The organism is Pseudomonas sp. TE12508, assembly GCF_056279485.1.
Genome location: NZ_JBWCCN010000024.1, coordinates 12,958 through 30,864, shown reverse-complemented (window position 1 = coordinate 30,864; position 17,907 = coordinate 12,958). Strand labels below are relative to the sequence as shown.

At 55.6% G+C, this 17,907-nt stretch carries 21 protein-coding genes; 20 read left to right on the top strand and 1 reads right to left on the bottom strand.

The features are described from left to right. Positions 1 to 23: 23 nt before the first annotated feature. The 7 genes from pilL2 to ACZ9IM_RS27380 are packed head-to-tail and all read left to right on the top strand — an operon-like array spanning position 24 to position 5,786. Positions 24 to 551: a PFGI-1 class ICE element type IV pilus protein PilL2 gene (pilL2, locus tag ACZ9IM_RS27410; protein ID WP_476225500.1), complete on the top strand. Its 528-nt coding sequence runs from the start codon at positions 24 to 26 to the stop codon at positions 549 to 551. After that, positions 548 to 1,186: a hypothetical protein gene (locus ACZ9IM_RS27405; protein ID WP_476225499.1), complete on the top strand. Its 639-nt coding sequence runs from the start codon at positions 548 to 550 to the stop codon at positions 1,184 to 1,186. The genes pilL2 and ACZ9IM_RS27405 overlap by 4 nt, the downstream gene beginning before the upstream one ends. Positions 1,187 to 1,194: 8 nt before the next feature. Continuing rightward, positions 1,195 to 1,914: a TIGR03759 family integrating conjugative element protein gene (locus tag ACZ9IM_RS27400; RefSeq protein ID WP_476225498.1), complete on the top strand. Its 720-nt coding sequence runs from the start codon at positions 1,195 to 1,197 to the stop codon at positions 1,912 to 1,914. A 44-nt stretch (positions 1,915 to 1,958) separates the two neighbouring features. Beyond that, the gene (locus ACZ9IM_RS27395; protein WP_476225542.1) at positions 1,959 to 2,474 is read left to right on the top strand and encodes a transglycosylase SLT domain-containing protein; all 516 of its coding nucleotides are present in this window, start codon (positions 1,959 to 1,961) and stop codon (positions 2,472 to 2,474) included. After that, positions 2,471 to 2,899, top strand: coding sequence for an integrating conjugative element protein (locus tag ACZ9IM_RS27390; RefSeq protein ID WP_476225497.1), 429 nt, complete (start codon positions 2,471 to 2,473; stop codon positions 2,897 to 2,899). Before ACZ9IM_RS27395 ends, ACZ9IM_RS27390 begins: the two co-directional genes overlap by 4 nt. Positions 2,900 to 2,901: 2 nt before the next feature. Next, positions 2,902 to 5,040 (top strand): type IV conjugative transfer system coupling protein TraD, encoded by a 2,139-nt coding sequence (traD, locus tag ACZ9IM_RS27385; protein WP_476225495.1) that lies wholly within the window; start codon positions 2,902 to 2,904, stop codon positions 5,038 to 5,040. After that, entirely contained in the window at positions 5,037 to 5,786 is a 750-nt protein-coding gene (locus ACZ9IM_RS27380) for a TIGR03747 family integrating conjugative element membrane protein (RefSeq protein WP_476225494.1), read from the top strand. The genes traD and ACZ9IM_RS27380 overlap by 4 nt, the downstream gene beginning before the upstream one ends. A 75-nt stretch (positions 5,787 to 5,861) precedes the next feature. Here ACZ9IM_RS27380 and ACZ9IM_RS27375 read toward each other — a convergent pair whose 3' ends face one another. Further along, positions 5,862 to 6,227 (bottom strand): histone-like nucleoid-structuring protein, MvaT/MvaU family, encoded by a 366-nt coding sequence (locus ACZ9IM_RS27375; protein WP_476225493.1) that lies wholly within the window; start codon positions 6,225 to 6,227, stop codon positions 5,862 to 5,864. 207 nt (positions 6,228 to 6,434) lie between these two features. Here ACZ9IM_RS27375 and ACZ9IM_RS27370 point away from each other — a divergent pair, with 207 nt between their 5' ends. From ACZ9IM_RS27370 to ACZ9IM_RS27310, 13 genes are all read left to right on the top strand, one after another. Next, positions 6,435 to 6,770 (top strand): integrative conjugative element protein, RAQPRD family, encoded by a 336-nt coding sequence (locus ACZ9IM_RS27370; RefSeq protein WP_476225491.1) that lies wholly within the window; start codon positions 6,435 to 6,437, stop codon positions 6,768 to 6,770. Continuing rightward, complete coding sequence (locus tag ACZ9IM_RS27365; RefSeq protein WP_476225489.1) at positions 6,767 to 7,000, top strand: TIGR03758 family integrating conjugative element protein; 234 nt, start codon at positions 6,767 to 6,769, stop codon at positions 6,998 to 7,000. Before ACZ9IM_RS27370 ends, ACZ9IM_RS27365 begins: the two co-directional genes overlap by 4 nt. Before the next feature lie 15 nt (positions 7,001 to 7,015). Continuing rightward, complete coding sequence (locus ACZ9IM_RS27360) at positions 7,016 to 7,375, top strand: TIGR03745 family integrating conjugative element membrane protein (protein ID WP_476225488.1); 360 nt, start codon at positions 7,016 to 7,018, stop codon at positions 7,373 to 7,375. Between the two features lie 12 nt (positions 7,376 to 7,387). Next, positions 7,388 to 7,786 (top strand): TIGR03750 family conjugal transfer protein, encoded by a 399-nt coding sequence (locus ACZ9IM_RS27355; RefSeq protein ID WP_476225487.1) that lies wholly within the window; start codon positions 7,388 to 7,390, stop codon positions 7,784 to 7,786. Continuing rightward, complete coding sequence (locus ACZ9IM_RS27350) at positions 7,783 to 8,466, top strand: PFL_4703 family integrating conjugative element protein (RefSeq protein WP_476225486.1); 684 nt, start codon at positions 7,783 to 7,785, stop codon at positions 8,464 to 8,466. Before ACZ9IM_RS27355 ends, ACZ9IM_RS27350 begins: the two co-directional genes overlap by 4 nt. Then, complete coding sequence (locus ACZ9IM_RS27345) at positions 8,463 to 9,356, top strand: TIGR03749 family integrating conjugative element protein (protein WP_476225485.1); 894 nt, start codon at positions 8,463 to 8,465, stop codon at positions 9,354 to 9,356. The genes ACZ9IM_RS27350 and ACZ9IM_RS27345 overlap by 4 nt, the downstream gene beginning before the upstream one ends. After that, positions 9,346 to 10,776 (top strand): TIGR03752 family integrating conjugative element protein, encoded by a 1,431-nt coding sequence (locus ACZ9IM_RS27340; RefSeq protein WP_476225483.1) that lies wholly within the window; start codon positions 9,346 to 9,348, stop codon positions 10,774 to 10,776. The genes ACZ9IM_RS27345 and ACZ9IM_RS27340 overlap by 11 nt, the downstream gene beginning before the upstream one ends. Further along, complete coding sequence (locus ACZ9IM_RS27335; protein WP_476225481.1) at positions 10,754 to 11,179, top strand: TIGR03751 family conjugal transfer lipoprotein; 426 nt, start codon at positions 10,754 to 10,756, stop codon at positions 11,177 to 11,179. The genes ACZ9IM_RS27340 and ACZ9IM_RS27335 overlap by 23 nt, the downstream gene beginning before the upstream one ends. Then, positions 11,179 to 14,028, top strand: coding sequence for a conjugative transfer ATPase (locus ACZ9IM_RS27330; RefSeq protein WP_476225480.1), 2,850 nt, complete (start codon positions 11,179 to 11,181; stop codon positions 14,026 to 14,028). The genes ACZ9IM_RS27335 and ACZ9IM_RS27330 overlap by 1 nt, the downstream gene beginning before the upstream one ends. 409 nt (positions 14,029 to 14,437) lie before the next feature. Next, complete coding sequence (radC, locus tag ACZ9IM_RS27325; protein WP_476225479.1) at positions 14,438 to 14,932, top strand: RadC family protein; 495 nt, start codon at positions 14,438 to 14,440, stop codon at positions 14,930 to 14,932. 339 nt (positions 14,933 to 15,271) lie between these two features. Beyond that, positions 15,272 to 16,174, top strand: a complete 903-nt coding sequence (locus ACZ9IM_RS27320; protein ID WP_476225540.1) for a TIGR03756 family integrating conjugative element protein — start codon at positions 15,272 to 15,274, stop codon at positions 16,172 to 16,174. Continuing rightward, positions 16,171 to 17,571 carry an integrating conjugative element protein gene (locus tag ACZ9IM_RS27315; RefSeq protein WP_476225478.1) on the top strand — a complete coding sequence of 467 codons (1,401 nt, stop codon included), beginning with the start codon at positions 16,171 to 16,173 and terminating at the stop codon, positions 17,569 to 17,571. The genes ACZ9IM_RS27320 and ACZ9IM_RS27315 overlap by 4 nt, the downstream gene beginning before the upstream one ends. Continuing rightward, a complete protein-coding gene (locus ACZ9IM_RS27310; RefSeq protein WP_476225477.1) occupies positions 17,568 to 17,900 on the top strand; it encodes a hypothetical protein in 333 nt (110 codons plus the stop codon). Before ACZ9IM_RS27315 ends, ACZ9IM_RS27310 begins: the two co-directional genes overlap by 4 nt. Positions 17,901 to 17,907 lie beyond the last annotated feature (7 nt).

Sequence of the window (17,907 nt, the reverse complement as noted above, 5' to 3'; positions counted from 1 at the left end):
GATCTCATCCAGGAACCCGGCCTATGCCATCGCTCAATGCCTGCTTCATACCCCTGATTTTGTTGAACAGTCTGGCACTCATGGGTTGCAAAAGCCCCCAAGTGCCCACCGCCGTCCCAACCAGTGAACAAACGATTGCCCAACCTTCAGAAAACTACATTCCCGTTCAGCGCTACGGTCGTTACACCTTGGTCGAGCTTGCACCAGAGGCAGCCCAGCAGAACCTCCTGCTGCAAGTCGTCGATATCGACCTTCCCCCCGCCTGGTCCCTCTCTGTCGGTGACGCTCTGCACTATGTTCTGTTGCGTTCAGGTTACCGACTTTGCGACAGCACACCTGAAGTCGCGGTGCTGTTCGATCTGCCACTGCCCGCTGCTCACCTGAGCCTTGGCCCCATTGTGCTGCGCGATGCACTGCAAATTCTTGCTGGCCCTGGATGGGCACTACAGAGCAATGAGCAGCTTCGACAAATCTGTTTCACTGCGGCAGCTAGCGCTATTTCCGAACAGGCTTCTGCGACTAAAACGACACCTGCGCAGGTGAACCCATGATTTACACAACCTCTTCAAACTCGGCGTTTAGGGCGCGGCTTTTACGCTGGTCGACTCCATTCTGGCTGACGCTGACAAGCGTTGTGCTTGCCACCCATCAGGCATCGTTATCAAGACTGGAAGGAAGTGTTCAAGAGCAGGCTGACGCAGTAAAACTCCAATTGCTTGAAGATCGGCTCATTGAGTTGGAGCGGTCCAATTTTGATACGTCTCAAAAGAGAGTCACCCAAACTCAACTTAACCAAACCACCGATGCTCTTAGCCGGCGCATAGAGGACATGCACACAGCTATTGCTGGCGCCGCAGCAATGGCAGATCTGCAAATATTGCAGGACCAATTGCAGCATCTGGAATCCAAACATCAAACGACGACCCCATCGCCTGTACCCAGCAAACTCAAACTCAAACCTCGCAAGGCAACAAAGCCCACTGAGCCCTCCTTCCAAATTATCGGACGTGAGTTGCGCGGTGGTGAGCGCTTCCTTGCCATCAACCCGCTCGGCAGTCAATCACTGGAACAGAGCCGGATCATGCGCATTGGAGAAACCTACGCAGGATGGCGGCTTCGGGGTTTCGACGCGCAGACAGCAGAGTTTGTCGTTGACGGCGAGTTACGTCGGCTGAACATTCAATAGGGGCGCTCATGTACCGATTATTACTACTGTCCTCGCTCCTTGGGTCGTTGAGTACGAATGTGCAGGCTCAGGAATCCAGCTCTACAGTCTCAAAAGAAACCGCAAGCAAACTCCGTCCTGATACGCCCAGGAACATCGACAAAGCATTGTTGGCTCAGCAATGGGGGTTGCGGGAAGAAGAACTCGATCGCTACGACACTCTGATGCAGGGGCCCCTTGGGATTTACTCCCCCAATCTTGATCCTTTAAGCGCGTTGGGAATTGAAGCCCAATCTGAGACGGAACGGCGACGTTATGCCGAGCTTCAAGTGCAAGCTGAGGCTCTGCGAGTTGAGAAGTTGCTGGCTTATCAACGTGCCTACGACCAAGTCTGGAAAGACCTTTATCCCGCAGCGGCGCTGATCAATCTACCCCCAATGAGCAGCCCGTTGATGATCAAGCCTGCACAAAGGAAAGCTGTTTTCGTTCAATACGATTGCCCCGACTGTGAACGTACGGTCAAACAGTTGCATACCTCTGGTACGCCATTTGATCTCTACGTTGTAGGGAGCCAGCAGGACGACAAGCGTATTCGCGTGTGGGCCAAAAAAGCCGGAATCAATCCCGTCAAAATCCGTGATGGAACTATCACGATCAATCATGACAACGGACGCTGGTCATCGATCGGCGCTCAAGGTGAATTGCCAGCTGTCATGTACGAGGTGAATGGCAAATGGTCACGTCGATAAACCCCTGCTGCGCACTATTGCGCCTGCTCAGTTACGGGATCCTGATGGACATTGTCCCCGCCGCCCTCGCCCATCCGGTCCAGGCGCCTCCACCGGCCTACGGCGTTGCCGCACGGCAAGCAGGTGTTCCATCCGAAGTGTTGTTTGCGGTGGCGCTACAAGAAAGCGGCGTTATGTTGCGGGGTCAACGATTACCCTGGCCCTGGACGTTGAACATTGCTGGCACAGCTCATTACTTCGCGAACCAGACTGAGGCATGCCGAACACTTTTGCTTGCTCTGAAGCAACATCCAGCGACGCGTGTCGATGCGGGTCTGGCACAAATCAATCTGGGCTATCAAAAGCGGTTCTACCGGCATCCATGCGAACTTCTCATTCCCCACAGAAACCTGGCTATCGCTGCAAAAATCTTGCGTGAACAGTACCGCTCCGGCGAGGGCTGGTTGGAAGCCGTTGGCCGCTACCACCGCCCCGCTGGCGGCCCTTTAGCCGCAGGCTATCGGCTCAGCGTCAGCAAACACATGAATCAATTCACTGCGGCAAGGAGCAAACAGCCATGAAACCAGGGATCGCAATCACGCTGGCGATTAGCGTACTGAGCAACAATCTGTGTGTAGCAGACACGCTGAAACCGGAATATGCAGAGGCACGCTACAGCGAAGAAGAGATGCTGCCGGTACGTTCCACTTTATTGTCTCCCGGGAAAGTCGAACGCCGCGTATTGGACGCAACAGGTTTGCCATCATTCTTCCTGATAGGCGAAGACGCACGCTCTCGGAACTGGCTCAGGCACCGATTACCCGCGCTCATGAAAATGAATGCAGTAGGACTGGTCGTTAATGTCGAATCCAAAACTGCACTCGACAGTCTTCGTCAGGCTGCAGCAGGTCTCACACTGACCCCTGTCCCAGCTGATGATCTGGCTCAACGACTCAACCTACGACATTACCCCGTACTGATCACAGCTAGCAGTATGGAGCAGTAGCTGTGACGCAATCTCACGCTGTGGAAACCCTGCTCCGGCCAGCGGTTGAACTTTATAGCGTAGCGGCGTGTGGCTCGGCCGCGATTTTGTGCCTAGTGGCGCCATGGTCACTGGCGCTGGACTCATCCATGGGTGCTGGGGCGGCACTCGTTTGTACTGTGTTTGGAGCCATTCGCCTCAAGCAAGCCTGTACGGTGCTGCGATACCGGCGGCAAATGAGACGTTTGCCCCGTTACGTGATGACCAGCCGTGAAATCCCTGTCAGCAATCATCGGTTGTTTGTTGGACGAGGATTTCAATGGGATCAGCGTCATACCCATCGCCTGATGCAGACCTACCGACCTGAGTTCAGACAGTATGTCGAGCCATCGCAGTTGTATCAGATGGCACGCAGTCTGGAAAAACGGCTGGAGTTTGCGCCTCATCCGCTGTGCCAGCTGCCTATTCTCATCGGCTGGGACAGCCCGCTGAACCCTGTACGACCATTACCGCCTGTAGGGGGGCTTCCCCGCTTGCACGGCGTCGATCCTCAAGAAGTCGATGTCACCCTGCCCTTGGCCGAGCGGGTTGGCCACACCCTGGTCCTGGGGACGACGCGCGTAGGCAAGACCCGACTGGCCGAACTTTTTATCACTCAGGACATTCGCCGCGGCGAGGTCTGCATCGTGCTTGACCCTAAGGGCGATGCTGAGCTGCTCAAACGCATGTACGTTGAGGCCAAACGCGCGGGGCGCGAAGGTGAGTTCTACGTCTTTCATCTGGGCCAACCCACAATCTCGGCGCGCTACAACGCCATTGGAAGATTCGGGCGAATTACCGAAGTGGCCTCCCGTATTGCGGGGCAACTTTCCGGTGAGGGAAATTCTGCTGCGTTCAGAGAGTTTGCCTGGCGCTTTGTCAACATCATTGCCCGGGCACTGGTTGAGCTGGGACAGCGGCCGGACTACCTGCTTATTCAACGTCACGTCATCAATATCGATGCGCTGTTCATAGAATACGCCGCCTATTTTTTTGCTCAGAACGACCCCAAGGCGTGGGATGTCATCGTCCAGATCGAAGCAAAACTCAACGAGAAGAACATTCCGCGTCACATGATGGGACGTGAGAAGCGCGTGGTTGCTATCGAGCAATACCTGTCCCAAGCACGGCTGTATGACCCTGTTCTCGACGGCCTGCGTTCCGCCGTACGCTATGACCGCACCTACTTCGACAAGATCGTCGCATCGCTGCTACCGCTGTTGGAGAAGCTAACCACCGGGGACATCGCGCAATTACTGGCCCCTGACTACATGGACCTGGAGGACCCTCGGCAAATTTTTGACTGGATGCAGGTCATCCGCAAACGAGCCGTAGTTTATGTGGGGCTCGATGCGCTATCGGACTCCGAAGTCGCTTCTGCCGTAGGCAACTCGATGTTCTCCGACCTGGTGTCGGTTGCCGGGTACATCTATAAGTTCGGTGTGGACGATGGTCTGCCGGGGGCTTTGCCCGATAAAAAGATCCCCATCAATGTCCATGCCGACGAGTTCAACGAACTGATGGGGGATGAGTTCATTCCCATGATCAACAAGGGGGGTGGTGCCGGTATTCAAGTGACAGCCTACACGCAGACCCTCAGTGACATCGAGGCTCGAATCGGCAACCGCGCCAAGGCAGGCCAGGTCATCGGCAACTTCAACAACCTGTTCATGCTGCGAGTGCGGGAAACGGCCACCGCGGAGCTTCTGACCAAGCAATTGCCCCAAGTCGATGTCTACTCAACGTCGGTGATGAGCGCAGCGACTGACAGCTCCGATCCGCAAGGCAACACCGCATTCACCTCTAACACCCAGGACCGCATCACGACGACCAGTGTCCCCATGATTGAGCCAGCGCATGTGGTGGCCTTACCCAAAGGGCAAGCCTTTGGACTCATCGAAGGGGGACAACTCTGGAAAATTCGAATGCCCCTGCCCGCTCCAGATCCAGATGAAGTCATGCCCAAGGATTTACAGACAATGGCTGGGTACATGCGCAAGCGTTATGTTCCAGCAGATGAGTGGTGGAATCCGTTGGCCGTGCAAGACCAGGACGAGGATTTGCCTTACGACTTGCGCAGTGAATCCAGCCCTTTGGGACAGACTGAGCCAGCCAACTCATGAGCGACCCAGCGGCAACCGCAAGACGTCAGCAGGAACAGCAGCAAGGTTTGCTGATGAGCCTTGTGACATTGCCATTTCGGTTTATTAGCGTGCTCTTTGGATCTTTGTTGCTCAGCATCATCATTGAGTGCGCAGGCATGCTCTTCCTCTGGCCAGAAGAAAGCTGGCGACATTCCCAGCGCATGTTTGAATTTGAGCTGGAGCAGCTCTCCGAGAATTTCACTCATAGCGTACTGGTGCAGGAACCAGGTCACACCGCTCAAAAGCTTGTCGCAATGGCCTATGACGGGGCATTGGTTAAAACCGGGATCGACGAATGGACTCAGAAGGCCTCTGAAAACGTAAAAGTGGTTCAACGCGCAACGGGGCGTGATACCCGTTACCACATTGCTACGGTGTACGCCCATATAGAAAGCTGCCTCGTCGCTGCGGCTTACACCACGCTCGTCTTCTTGATTCGGCTGCTGGTGCTTACGCTAACGATACCGCTATTTGCGGTAGCCGCATTTGTGGGGCTGGTCGACGGATTGGTTGGTAGGGACCTTAGGCGCTTTGGAGCAGGACGTGAGTCAGGTTATGTTTATCACCGTGCTAAAGCCAGCCTGAGTGTACTTTTCGTACTCCCTTGGGTTATTTACCTGACGGTGCCCATCAGTATAAGTCCCTATTTAATCTTGCTGCCATGTGCTGCGCTTCTTGCACTCGCAGTCGACATTACGGCGCGAAGCTTCAAGAAATACATTTAGTGACGAAACAAAATGTCGCGACAGGTATTTACCTCAACAAAAAAGGCCCTGACGGGCCTTTTTAGGATCAAAAAACTACTGACTGCGCCATGACTCAACAACGTCTGCACCGAATTCAGTTTTCCATTCTTTCAACTTGCGATGATTACCACCTTTGGTCTCGATCGTCTCACCCGTTTTAGGGTTCTTGTAGACCTTCACCTCGCGAGCTTTCCTCGTTTCCTTTTGGGCTACTGCTGCTGGCGCGCGGCCGCTCGCTTGTGGGTCAAGCAAATTGACGACGTTTTTGAGACTGTAGCCGTACTCTGCCAACAAGGCACGCAGCTTCTTCTCAAATTCGATTTCTTTTTTGAGACCGGAATCATTTTTCATCTGCTCCAGCTCAGCCATTTGACTGACGAGCTGTTGCTCCAACAAACGAAATTCAGCAAGACGGGACATGTAACACCTCATATTGTAAACACTGTTTCATCATGAGGGGGCGTGCCGGCAAAGCAATAATCAGACACACACTTAAAGCCTGAGACAGCATAAGAAACAAAAAGTAGCCAGACAAACAAACGGATACCCCCCGTTTCTTATTGAATCAAGCAACAACTTTAACGCGCTCTAACATTTGCCCACCTCTAACAACCATGGTGAGCTCAAATGATCAGAGCAACTGGTTGCATTCAGCAAATTCCGGCAATCACGCTGACTGCGCTACTTACAGGATTGACTGTTCCATCACACGCCTCGCTTGATCGGGATGACTACGCGCTGATGCTGCGTCAACTTGATGTCATTGAACGTTTGACGTCCCAACTTGCCGCACGCCCCCGCGCTGATCAAAGCCGTTACCACTTCAATCACGAACGCCTTCGAGCAGACATCCACCGCCTTCGCGCCGGCGTTCAGGACTTTCTGTCTCCCGAACGTGCCCAGCCCCGCGATCCCGTCGCTCTGCATGGCGACTACCGCGATGAAACGGTCGGCGCTCCATGACCAGCGCCCAGATAACTGCCTTCAAGGCAAACGGCGGCTTTGCCCCATCCATCACTGCCTCTGTGCTGATGTGCGCTGTCTTTGCAGTGCTCCTGCTTTGGGGGGCTTGGGCAATGCGCACGGCTTACACCGGCTGGGCCGAACAGCGACTCAACCAGCGGCAGTTCGTAGGCGTGGTTATCCGATTCGCCGCGATGTACCTCGCCCTGTCCTTCTTCCTTCTTTCCTGAGCATGGAATAATCGTATGAACTGGTATTCACTTCGCTTTCAGCTGCTGATCACGACCGCCACATCTCTCACCGCAACGCTGCCAACTCTGGCATTGGCCAAAGGCAAGTTACCCACGATGGAAGATCCATCTCGTGGAGCCGGCAAGGGCATCATGGAGACAATGCAAAACTATGGTTACGACATCGTTTTGCTCGTCGCGTTGTTGGTGGTTTCCTCAATGTTTATTGGTGTCTGCTACCACGCTTACACACGATATTCGGAGATTCATACTGGACGATCTACCTGGGGCCAATTCGGGCTTAGCGTAGCTGTCGGTGCCATCATGTTGGTCGTTGGTATCTGGCTGCTCACCAAAGCCACCGGGATTCTGTGAGGTTAAGTCACCATGGAATCCAATCAAGATAGTGCTCCCGATGACGCAGTGACGTTTCTGCCCCATCGCCTGAACCGTCAGCCGATCGTCGTTCGAGGGCTGACCGCGGACGAGCTCTGGATCTGTACCGGATTGTCAGCGCTCACCGGCGTCGGCCTCGGCATCCCGTTAGCGTACCTGACGAGCAGCATCGCCATGATCCCCACCTCAATCGTCCTGATGATTGCCGCAGGTCTCTTTATCGGCGGCGGATTGTTGCGTCGACAGAAACGCGGCCGGCCAGAGACTTGGCTCTGCCGACATATGCAGTGGTGCCTAGCCTGCCGGTATCCAGCCCTCTGGAATACGCTCGGGGCACAGCAACTGATCACCCGCTCTGGATTCTGGACGACACGTCGAGGTGGCGCATGAGCCGCTTCAAGAACGAAGTCTTGCACTTGCAAGCACATGTGAAGACGTTGCGGCTTTGCTCGACGGCGTTACTCCTAGTGGTGTTGTTGATGGGGGCTGGCTGGTGGAATGCACCACGCGATCTGACGATCCATGTGCCACCCGACCTGCGATCAGGCAGTACCCGTAAGTGGTGGGATGTGCCACCCGAGTCTGTCTACGCATTCACCTTCTACATCTTCCAGCAACTCAACCGCTGGCCTGCTGATGGAGAGGAGGACTACAGCCTCAATATTCAGTCTCTGTCTGCGTACCTGACACCAGGATGCCGTTCGTTTCTGCAAGCGGACTATGAGCAGCGGCGGCGTTTAGGCGAGCTACGTAAACGAGTGCGGGGGCTATACGAAATCCCAGGGCGAGGTTACGGCGATGATCCCGATATGCGCGTGAAAGTTGTCTCGAACAGCGACTGGGTTGTCACCTTGGACGTCAACGCTGACGAGTATCACGGCACCGAGCAAGTCAAGCGTGCGCTCGTGCGCTATCCCATCAAAGTCGTGCGGCAGGATCTCGATCCGGAACTCAACCCATTCGGTCTCGCACTGGACTGCTACGACGGTGCACCTCAGCGGATCGTTGTGCCTACCACTACCTCACCTATAACCCGACCTTCGAATCGCCCCTTAGGAGATGCATCATGAAATCTGTGCAGATCTCTGTGTCGTTGGGACTTGTGTTCACCCTGGGGGCAATTACCTCAAGCCACGCTATAGAAGTGATGCGATGGGAGCGCCTCCCACTGGCCGTTCCTCTGATCGTTGGGCAAGAGCGCGTTGTGTTTGTTGAGCGTAATGTCCGAGTCGGTGTGCCGGCCTCCCTGGGAGATAGGCTACGAGTGCAAAGTGCTGCTGGCACCGTGTACTTGCGCGCCAATGAGCCGATTGAGCCCACTCGCTTGCAGCTTCAAGATGCGACGACCGGCGAGCTGATTCTTTTGGACATCGTCGCTGAACCCTCCACCAACGGTCAGTCGATATTAGAACCCATCAGAATCGTGGATCAGCAAGCCTCACAACAACCTCTTGGTAATGGACGCTCTACGAACAATCAGCAACCAGACGAGCCTGCGAAAATAACACCCCTGCCGGTGGTTCTAACTCGTTATGCGGCTCAGAACCTGTATGCCCCCCTGCGCACTGTCGAGCCCTTGCCTGGTGTTCGGCGCATCAACCTGCCTCCAGACCTATCGCTCGACTTGCTGCTACCCAGTTTGCCTGTTCATGCCAAGGCCCTTTCAGCATGGCATTTGGATGATTACTGGGTAACGGCCATTCGACTGACCAATCAGGCAAGCCAGACAGTCGATCTGGACCCGCGCCTGCTGCAGGGAGATTTTGCGACGGCCACGTTCCAGCATCACAACCTGGGGCCGAAAGGCAGCTCTCTTGATACCACCATTCTTTACCTGTCGACCCGCGGCCACGGCATCGCTCAATCACTCATACCCACCATCAGCCCTGTCGATGCGGCCCTGAATCTGCCGCAAACCACCGCACCATCAATGTCCAGGGAGGCTCCCGATGAAAAGTAACGGACTGCTCAAATGGTTGATGATCCCAATGGCACTGTTGCTTGTCCTGGTAGTACTGAAACTGTTGCCCAGCAACAGGCCGGCAACAACCGGACTAGATGACAGCGAGAGCCAACTCACACCAGAAGAAATGAAAGCCCTGGGCATCGAGGGAGACACACCGAGCGATACCGTTGCCACGTTGGTGGCGCAGGTCAAGCAACTGCGTGGCGAACTGAAAAAGTCGCAAACCAATCCCCAGCAGCACAAGGATGAAAGCGAGCAACTGCGCCAATTCGAAACCACCCTGGAACTTCGCATCCAAGGTGCACTGGAAAAAGAACGTGACCGTTTGCAGGCTGAACATGCAGCAGTTGGCAGTGATACAGCCGAGACTTACGGCTTGCTCCAAGACCTCCAGCGACAACTCGACCAGTTGAACCAGAGGGACAACAACCTGGACTTGCCTGTGGGGCTTGGCCTGCAGGAGGATGACGGACAAAACTTTGGAACCGGTACACGCTGGATTGAACCAGACGATGCAAAACCCAAAGAGAACTCCGGATCCTCTGAACCAGGTTTTAGCTTCCCCACACGCTTTGGCCCTGCTCAAAGAACACTGGAAGGCGTCACTGACTCCATTGCGACAACGGTCTCCAGAGACTCTGGTCTTTCAGTTGCCAAGCCAATGTATACCGTGCCTCCAAACTCAACACTGATGGGGTCGATAGCGATGACTGCGCTCATTGGTCGGGTCCCTATCGATGGCACAGTCAATGACCCCTACCCGTTCAAAGTATTGATCGGTGCCGAGAACCTCATCGCCAATGGTATTGATCTACCCGAAGTCGCAGGTGCGGTTGTCAGCGGCACCGCCTCCGGCGATTGGACACTGTCGTGCGTTCGCGGGCACATCCGCTCGATCACCTTCGTATTTCAAGACGGCACCATCCGAACGATACCGGGTGATGGCAGTTCTGGTTCAAGCGGCAACTCTCAGAGCTCTGCTAACAACAGTGCAACCCAGGAAGGTCTTGGCTGGATCAGCGATCGCCATGGCATCCCCTGTGTCAGCGGCGAACGCCGAAGCAACGCTCAGCAATACCTGGGCTCCCAGACACTGATCACCGCTGCGGGAGCTGGTGCAGCGTCCCTGATCAAGTCCGATGGCACCACCTATATCAACAGTGGCAATGGAGCACAGGGCAGCACTGGCATTTCTGGCAATGAGGCTATGAGCCGAATCCTCGCCAGTGGCGTGCAGGACATGTCGCAATGGGTCAACAAACTCTACGGCCAGGCCTTTGCGGCGGTGTACGTAAAACCCGGCGCTCAAATTGCTGTTCATATCGAGCAACCGCTCTTCCTTGACTATGACGCCAATGGGCGCAGGGTCAACCACGCCCTTGGAGGTCGCCATGTCGCACCGGAACTGGACTAACGCGATGACGGCAGTATTGATGGCTGCGACAGTGGCAGGCTGTGCAACGAACACCGAGCAACTTCTTAGCCATGACGACAGCACCATGCTGGACGTCTGGAACAAGCAAACCGGTGGCACACAAAACGGGCAAGCCGGCCAAGAGCTCCTGGATGCGCGTCAGGCATTGAGGCGTCCCCTCATGGAACCGCTGATACCTTCGTCAAGCATGCCCTACACGCGAACCGCGCAAAACGAGGTTTATCGACAGTTCCACCGCCTGCCCAACCCAGATCTGGTGATGTACATCTTTCCACACTGGGCTGGCACAGATCCGGTGCCTGTACCGGGTTACAGCACCGTATTCCCCCTGTATCAGCGCGTGCAATACGCCATGCCCGGCGAACGTCTGGAGGACTACTGATGACGTGGCTTCCCTTATGGAAAGGCAAAGTTGATTCCGAAGAAGCGGAGGAGCCCGGGGCGTGGGAACGGCATATCGCTCATTTAGCGGCTAATGGCATTCCGGAGCCTGGACTGCTGCAAGGCAATCCCGTCACTCAGGCCGATGATCATGCCTTCTACGACACGGCCCCCTCCTTCGTAGACAGGCTCCCCTGGGTTGAATTTTTGCCTCAGTCCCAATGCCTTTTGTTGGAAGACGGCACCTCTGTCGCAGCGTTCTTTGAACTGACGCCATTGGGTACCGAAGGCCGAGAAACCGCCTGGCTGCTCCAAGCCCGCGACACGCTGGAAAATGTTCTGCAAGACAGCTTCGACGAATTGGACGACAACCCTTGGGTGGTCCAGCTCTACGCTCAGGATGAAACCAACTGGGACAGCTATCTGCGAACGCTCAAGCAATACGTGCAACCGCGAGCCCGTGACACGGCCTTCAGCGAATTCTATCAGCGATTTTTTGCTCATCACCTAAAGGCGATCGCCAAACCCGGCGGCCTGTTCGAAGACACCAAACTGACGCGCTTGCCCTGGCGCGGACAAAGTCGCCGCGTGCGGATGGTCGTCTACAGACGATCAACGACTAAGGCGGCTTCACGTCGAGGGCTGTCCGCAGAGCAGGCGTTGTCAAATGTTTGTGAACGACTGACAGGCGGCCTTTCCAGCGCAGGCATCAAAACCCGACGCCTGGGTGCCTCTGACATTCACGACTGGTTGCTGCGCTGGTTCAATCCGTGCCCCGCGTTGCTGGGTCCTGCGGCAGATGATCGCGAACGTTTTTATCAGTTGAGCAGTTACCCCACAGAGACCGAGCCCGGTGAGATAGAACTGGCCAGTGGTAGGGATTTCTCACAACGCCTGTTCTTCAGCCAACCCCGTTCCGATGTTGCGCAAGGGGCGTGGTACTTCGATGGAATGCCCCATCGAGTCATGTTGATGGACCGGCTGCGCAATGTGCCCAATACGGGTCACCTGACCGGTGAGACGCGCAAGGGTGATGCAGTCAATACGTACTTCGATCAGATGCCCGAAGACACGATGATGTGCCTGACGCTGGTCGCCACTCCTCAGGATGTCCTGGAAGCGCACCTCAATCACTTGAGCAAAAAATCAGTAGGCGAAACGTTGTCCTCTGAGCAGACCCGACAAGACGTCCATCAAGCCCGTTCGATCATAGGCAGTTCCCACAAGCTCTATCGTGGTGCCATTGCCTTCTACCTACGCGGTAAAGACATTGCTGAGCTGGACGCCAAGGGGATGCAACTGGCTAACGTCATGCTCAATGCAGGCTTACAGCCAGTGCGTGAAGACGATGAAGTCGCGCCGCTCAACAGTTACTTGCGCTGGCTGCCGTGCGTGTTTGATCCCTCTAAAGATAAACGTCAGTGGTACAGCCAATTGATGTTTGCTCAACACGCAGCCAACCTCGCGCCCGTGTGGGGGCGCAGTCAGGGAACGGGACATCCCGGTATCACCTTCTTCAATCGAGGTGGAGGCACCCTCTCCTTCGATCCTCTGAATCGGCTCGACCGTCAGATGAATGCGCATCTGTTCCTGTTCGGTCCTACCGGCTCGGGCAAGTCAGCCACCCTCAACAACCTGATGAACCAGATCACCGCCATCTACCGGCCAAGAATATTCATCGTCGAGGCGGGTAACTCCTTCGGCCTCTTTGGAGACTTTGCCAAACGCCTCGGGTTGAGTGTGCACCACATTAAACTTTCACCCGGTGCTGGCGTCAGTCTGGCGCCCTTCGCGGATGCCCGTCGCCTGGTGGAAACACCGGACGAGATAGAAACACTGGACGCAGACCAACTCGACGAGTCCTCGACCCAATACGAAGGTGACGAGCAACGGGATGTCTTGGGCGAGCTGGAAATTACTGCCCGTCTGATGATCACCGGAGGCGAAGAAAAAGAAGAGGCACGGCTAACCCGTGCTGACCGTAGCCTGATTCGGCAGAGCATTCTGGACGCGGCGCAATGTTGCAACGATGAGCATCGACCCGTGCTGACTCAGGATGTACGGGATGCGCTGCATAAGCGAGGCAGTGACAACGCGCTACCGGAAGCTCGGCGAACGCGGCTGTTGGAAATGGCCGAGGCCATGGACCTCTTCTGCCAAGGGCTGGACGGAGAACTGTTCAATCGCCCTGGCACGCCTTGGCCCGAAGCCGATATCACTATCGTCGACCTGGCGACCTTTGCTCGCGAGGGCTACAACGCCCAACTCTCCATCGCCTATCTGTCGCTGCTCAACACCGTCAACAACATCGCTGAGCGGGACCAGTTTCTTGGACGGCCGATTATCAATGTCACCGATGAAGGACACATCATCACCAAGAATCCTTTGCTCGCTCCCTACGTGGTGAAAATCACCAAGATGTGGCGAAAACTGGGGGCCTGGTTCTGGCTGGCCACGCAGAACATCGACGACCTGCCCAAAGCAGCCGAACCCATGCTGAACATGATCGAATGGTGGATCTGTCTCAGCATGCCGCCAGATGAGGTTGAGAAAATCTCTCGGTTCAGAGAACTCAGCCCTGCGCAAAAAGCGCTGATGATGTCGGCGCGCAAAGAAGCCGGGAAATACTGTGAAGGTGTCGTGCTTTCCAAATCGATGGAGGCGCTTTTTCGCGCCGTACCACCGAGCTTGTATCTGGCCATGGCCATGACTGAGCCAGAAGAAAAAGCAGCCCGTTTCAAGCTGATGCAAGAGCACGGCATCAGCGAGCTGGATGCCGCGATACGTGTGGCTGAAGACATCGATCGGGCGCGGGGAATTGAACCGTTACGGTTCAGCAACAGCGATTAGCATCTGCTTTGCGATGACATATCAATTGGTGCATGAGGGCCTCATGCACTAAACCAAATATTCACGGCCCTCGGTGTTTCTAAGTGACTGATTCAAAAAAGTGGGGACACCGTGTATCGCTTTGAATGCCGACGGATGCGACCGTCTGCTCAACAATCCATCACATCACAAGTTTGCCTGCTGCCTCGTCAGCGACATGCCCAGGTAGCCCTGATCTTCAAGGCTACGGCTTAGCTCTGCTGAGTTGATCAACACCACTCGCCTCGCATCCATTTTTACGCGAGTGGCCATCGCTCGCGCGATGGTGGATGCCATTTTTCAAGGCTCAACTTGAGCCGTCCGACATCAACTTTCCCTTGGGGTTACTGCCCCTTGGGGCAGGAGCCTCTCATTCGTCTCTGAGGTTCCTATGACAAAACAGTTTCCTAATGCTGATATGCGTGTCGCACAGGACAATACCGGACACCAGGAAGACCTGCTGATTGAGCAGGCCATCGCGGTTCTGGAGCATCGAATATTCAAACGTGGTCCCCGCCTGGACAACCCGCAGGAAGTCCGTCGGTATCTGCGACTTAAACTCGCTGGCGAAACACAAGAGGTTTTCTCTGTGTGTTTCCTAGACTCTCATCTACAGGTGATGGCGTACGAGCCATTGTTCTACGGCACCATAGATGCAGTAAGCGTGTATCCGAGGAGGATCTTGCAGCGGGCATTAGAGCTCAACAGTGCCGCGATTATCGTTGCTCACAATCACCCCTCTGGAAATACAGAGCCGAGTCAACACGATAAAAACATCACTGCCCTCCTGAAAGATTGGCTACCCCGAATGGACATTCGAGTTGTCGATCACTTCATCATAGGTGCAGGCGAACCCTACTCCTTTGCAGAAGCCGGCCTCATCTGAGCTGCTGACACAGCTAAAGCGGCTAGAATCTCGCTCAAAAGCGCCCTCCGGGCGCTTTTTTTCTGCACTCAATACATCCCATCAATGCATGCTTGAGCACCGGCTTTTGGCGCCATACATGATACTCAGTAGGAAAAAAGAGTACTGATGGCTGCGGCGGAACTTTACCGATTAGTCCACCAATGCCTCCCGCCATGTCAATGTGGTGCAAAGCCGTACCCGTTTCATACGGGTAGACACCTCCTGCCACTGGTTCACTGCGCACACCGCTTGCGCAGAGATAACACCATGCCCCACAACCATTCGAAGGCTTACCGTTTGATTGCACTTGCCACAGCGATGGGATTTCCGCTGTCGGCACCTGCCCTCGACACTGTAACGATCACAACCTCCAGCCTATCTCCCGATTGCCTGGCCTATCGCGTGGTTGGTATTTGTTACTGGCTCTATTGCACCAACTTCGGTTGCGAAGTCAAAACCTCGCCCAAGGTCCGTCACTACGTACCTGATGCCGTGGTGTCGAGCTATAGCAACACAGGAGAAAATCCCTGGTCGGAAGTTCGAGTGCTGAGCTCGACCAATTCCACCGCCCGAGGTGGTGGCGACGGCAGCGCTGGCATCACCCACGAAAACGATCTCGCCAAATTCAAAAACGCTGATGTGATTGGCCATCCCGGTGGTGCAGCATTCAGTCAATTCGCCGGCCAATCCGGTTACGCCTGTTCAGGCACCGGCGAAATCCTCATGCCCTATTTTCTGAGCACACTGGACACCATCGCCTGGCGGCACAACGTCCCCGAACTGGCATTCCCCGAATCACTCACACCAGGTGTGCGAGAGATCGGCAGTCGCACCAGTGCGAATCTGTGGGGAGCGGTATATCCGCGTGGTGGATTCCTGCATGGAGTCGATGACTACAAGAGTGCAGCCGTGGTTGCTCAACGCGCTGGCGACATCGTTACCCGCCGCGGACAGACTCATGTCTATCAGCCGATGCTAGGCAAAAAGCGCGATGGGTATTGGCCTGCGGGCCCACTCAAGGAAAGCGATCCCAGCACGGGTAAATGGCAGGAACTGACACCTGGTCAATCTCAAACCTGCGCAGTGTTTCCTAACAACCTCGCTCACACTCAATCCCCACGAGGTGACTATGCGTGGGCCCTTTGGCGGCCCTATAGCTGCTGCGAACGCAAGGGCCAACTCTTCCTGGGAAGTACAGATTTCGCAGGAGCGAACCAATGAAAGCAGCCTGCCAACGCGTTACAAGCCTCCCTCAATACAAGCCCTCCAGGATTCTGATAGCCGCCCTACTGCTGTCAGCAGCCACCACTCATGCCGCGAGTAAATACGAGATCAACCAAAGCGGCACAGCAATCGGTGACGACGTGCTTTACAGCATCGGCGGAGGCAGTGCCGTCACCATGAGCGGCGCTGCCAGCATGGACAGCATCAGCGTCGGGGCCGGTTGGGACACCAACCTGATTTGCGGAAACATGGACCTAAACACAACCCTACAAAACCAACTCAACGGAGCCACAAACGGCTTCAAATCGATTATGAGTAACGTGATCAAGAATGCCACCAGCGCCGTGGCCTCCCTCCCGGCACTGATCATTCAGCGAGCCGACCCAGGGCTTTACAACCTGCTCAGCAACGGAATTCTGCAGGCCCGGCTCGATTTCGATCGGTCCAAGTCCACCTGCAGAGCTGTTGCCGAACGCATGGCCGATGTCGCAGGCGGTCAACTCGGCTGGGGGCAACTGGCCGAAGGTATGGCACTGACTCATACCGTCGCCAGTCGAGATGCAGTTGCCGCCGTCGAACAGGCCGAGACGCGCCGAGGCAATAGCGGTGTGACCTGGGTTGGCGGGCACTCGGCCGGGGGAGCAAGACAGGCACCCATCAAAGTGGTTTCCGATGTCACCCGGGCTGGCTTCAACTTGCTCAATGGTCGAGACGTCGGCGATCGATCTGCAATCCCCAACAACACCTGCGGCAACCGCCTGAGCTGCCAAACCTGGTCCTCGCCGCAGCAAGCGGAGGCCTGGGCGACACGTGTGTTGGGTGAGCGCGAGCACCAAACCTGCGACAACTGCACCAAAACTCAAACCAAGCCAGGCGTCGGCCTTACACCACTGATACAGGAAGAGTACGACGTCAAGTTGCAGGCCCTTGAGGCCCTCGTCAAAGGCAGCAAGCCGACCTCAGCCGAGAACTTACTCGCGGCTAGCAGCCAATCATTGCCCATTACCCGAGGTGTGATCGAAGCCCTGCGCGATGAACCTGATCAAGACTTGCTGGCACGACGCCTGGCCTCTGAGGTGGCGCTCTCCAGCGTCCTTGAGAAAGCCCTGCTGTTGCAACGAACCCTAATGACCGGACGCAAGGAACCCAACGTCGCTGCCAACCAATTGGCTCAGCAGGCCATCAGCACCGAAAGCGAAGCCCTGACACAGGAAATCAACAGCCTCAAAACCGAGCTCGAATTGCGCCGAACGCTTGCCGGCAACTCACCCATGGCTCTGATCCAGCGCCAAAACGAGCGAGCGGCAGGTTCTCGTGGTGTCTATCAGGGTGATCCGGTGCGCAATCGTCTGGACCTGATCCAGCAAGCGACACCTAAGGATCAGTCACCATGAAACAACCCAAAACTCATCGAACACCCAAAGGTCAGCTCGTCCTCTGGGTGGTACTGATCACCCTGGCTGTCGTCGTTATTGGCTTACTGGGTATTGAATCGGCCAATGACATGAACGACTGGAGTCACTGGCTGAAGTCTCAAGCTACCGCGCTTCTGATTTGGCGCCTGGCCCTGTATGGCGCCACCGCTTACGGCTGGTACCGGATGCGTCAGCGTCTGACCTCTGCCGGACTCTCCACAGAACAGCATCAACAATTGCTGTATGCCGAAATCGCAGCAGTGGCGGCCATTGCCCTGCTTGAGCTGCACACCATCCGCCCGAACTAACAACCAC

Coding starts and splice junctions, on each gene's coding strand:
- ACZ9IM_RS27330 (WP_476225480.1), top strand. CDS start 11,179: ATGACGTGGCTTCCCTTATGGAAAGGCAAAGTTGATTCCGAAGAAGCG.
- ACZ9IM_RS27400 (WP_476225498.1), top strand. CDS start 1,195: ATGTACCGATTATTACTACTGTCCTCGCTCCTTGGGTCGTTGAGTACG.
- ACZ9IM_RS27345 (WP_476225485.1), top strand. CDS start 8,463: ATGAAATCTGTGCAGATCTCTGTGTCGTTGGGACTTGTGTTCACCCTG.
- ACZ9IM_RS27360 (WP_476225488.1), top strand. CDS start 7,016: ATGAACTGGTATTCACTTCGCTTTCAGCTGCTGATCACGACCGCCACA.
- ACZ9IM_RS27315 (WP_476225478.1), top strand. CDS start 16,171: ATGAAAGCAGCCTGCCAACGCGTTACAAGCCTCCCTCAATACAAGCCC.
- ACZ9IM_RS27365 (WP_476225489.1), top strand. CDS start 6,767: ATGACCAGCGCCCAGATAACTGCCTTCAAGGCAAACGGCGGCTTTGCC.
- radC (WP_476225479.1), top strand. CDS start 14,438: ATGACAAAACAGTTTCCTAATGCTGATATGCGTGTCGCACAGGACAAT.
- ACZ9IM_RS27335 (WP_476225481.1), top strand. CDS start 10,754: ATGTCGCACCGGAACTGGACTAACGCGATGACGGCAGTATTGATGGCT.
- ACZ9IM_RS27320 (WP_476225540.1), top strand. CDS start 15,272: ATGGGATTTCCGCTGTCGGCACCTGCCCTCGACACTGTAACGATCACA.
- ACZ9IM_RS27395 (WP_476225542.1), top strand. CDS start 1,959: ATGGACATTGTCCCCGCCGCCCTCGCCCATCCGGTCCAGGCGCCTCCA.
- ACZ9IM_RS27350 (WP_476225486.1), top strand. CDS start 7,783: ATGAGCCGCTTCAAGAACGAAGTCTTGCACTTGCAAGCACATGTGAAG.
- ACZ9IM_RS27370 (WP_476225491.1), top strand. CDS start 6,435: ATGATCAGAGCAACTGGTTGCATTCAGCAAATTCCGGCAATCACGCTG.
- ACZ9IM_RS27355 (WP_476225487.1), top strand. CDS start 7,388: ATGGAATCCAATCAAGATAGTGCTCCCGATGACGCAGTGACGTTTCTG.
- ACZ9IM_RS27390 (WP_476225497.1), top strand. CDS start 2,471: ATGAAACCAGGGATCGCAATCACGCTGGCGATTAGCGTACTGAGCAAC.
- pilL2 (WP_476225500.1), top strand. CDS start 24: ATGCCATCGCTCAATGCCTGCTTCATACCCCTGATTTTGTTGAACAGT.
- ACZ9IM_RS27375 (WP_476225493.1), bottom strand. CDS start 6,227: ATGTCCCGTCTTGCTGAATTTCGTTTGTTGGAGCAACAGCTCGTCAGT.
- ACZ9IM_RS27340 (WP_476225483.1), top strand. CDS start 9,346: ATGAAAAGTAACGGACTGCTCAAATGGTTGATGATCCCAATGGCACTG.
- ACZ9IM_RS27310 (WP_476225477.1), top strand. CDS start 17,568: ATGAAACAACCCAAAACTCATCGAACACCCAAAGGTCAGCTCGTCCTC.
- ACZ9IM_RS27405 (WP_476225499.1), top strand. CDS start 548: ATGATTTACACAACCTCTTCAAACTCGGCGTTTAGGGCGCGGCTTTTA.
- ACZ9IM_RS27380 (WP_476225494.1), top strand. CDS start 5,037: ATGAGCGACCCAGCGGCAACCGCAAGACGTCAGCAGGAACAGCAGCAA.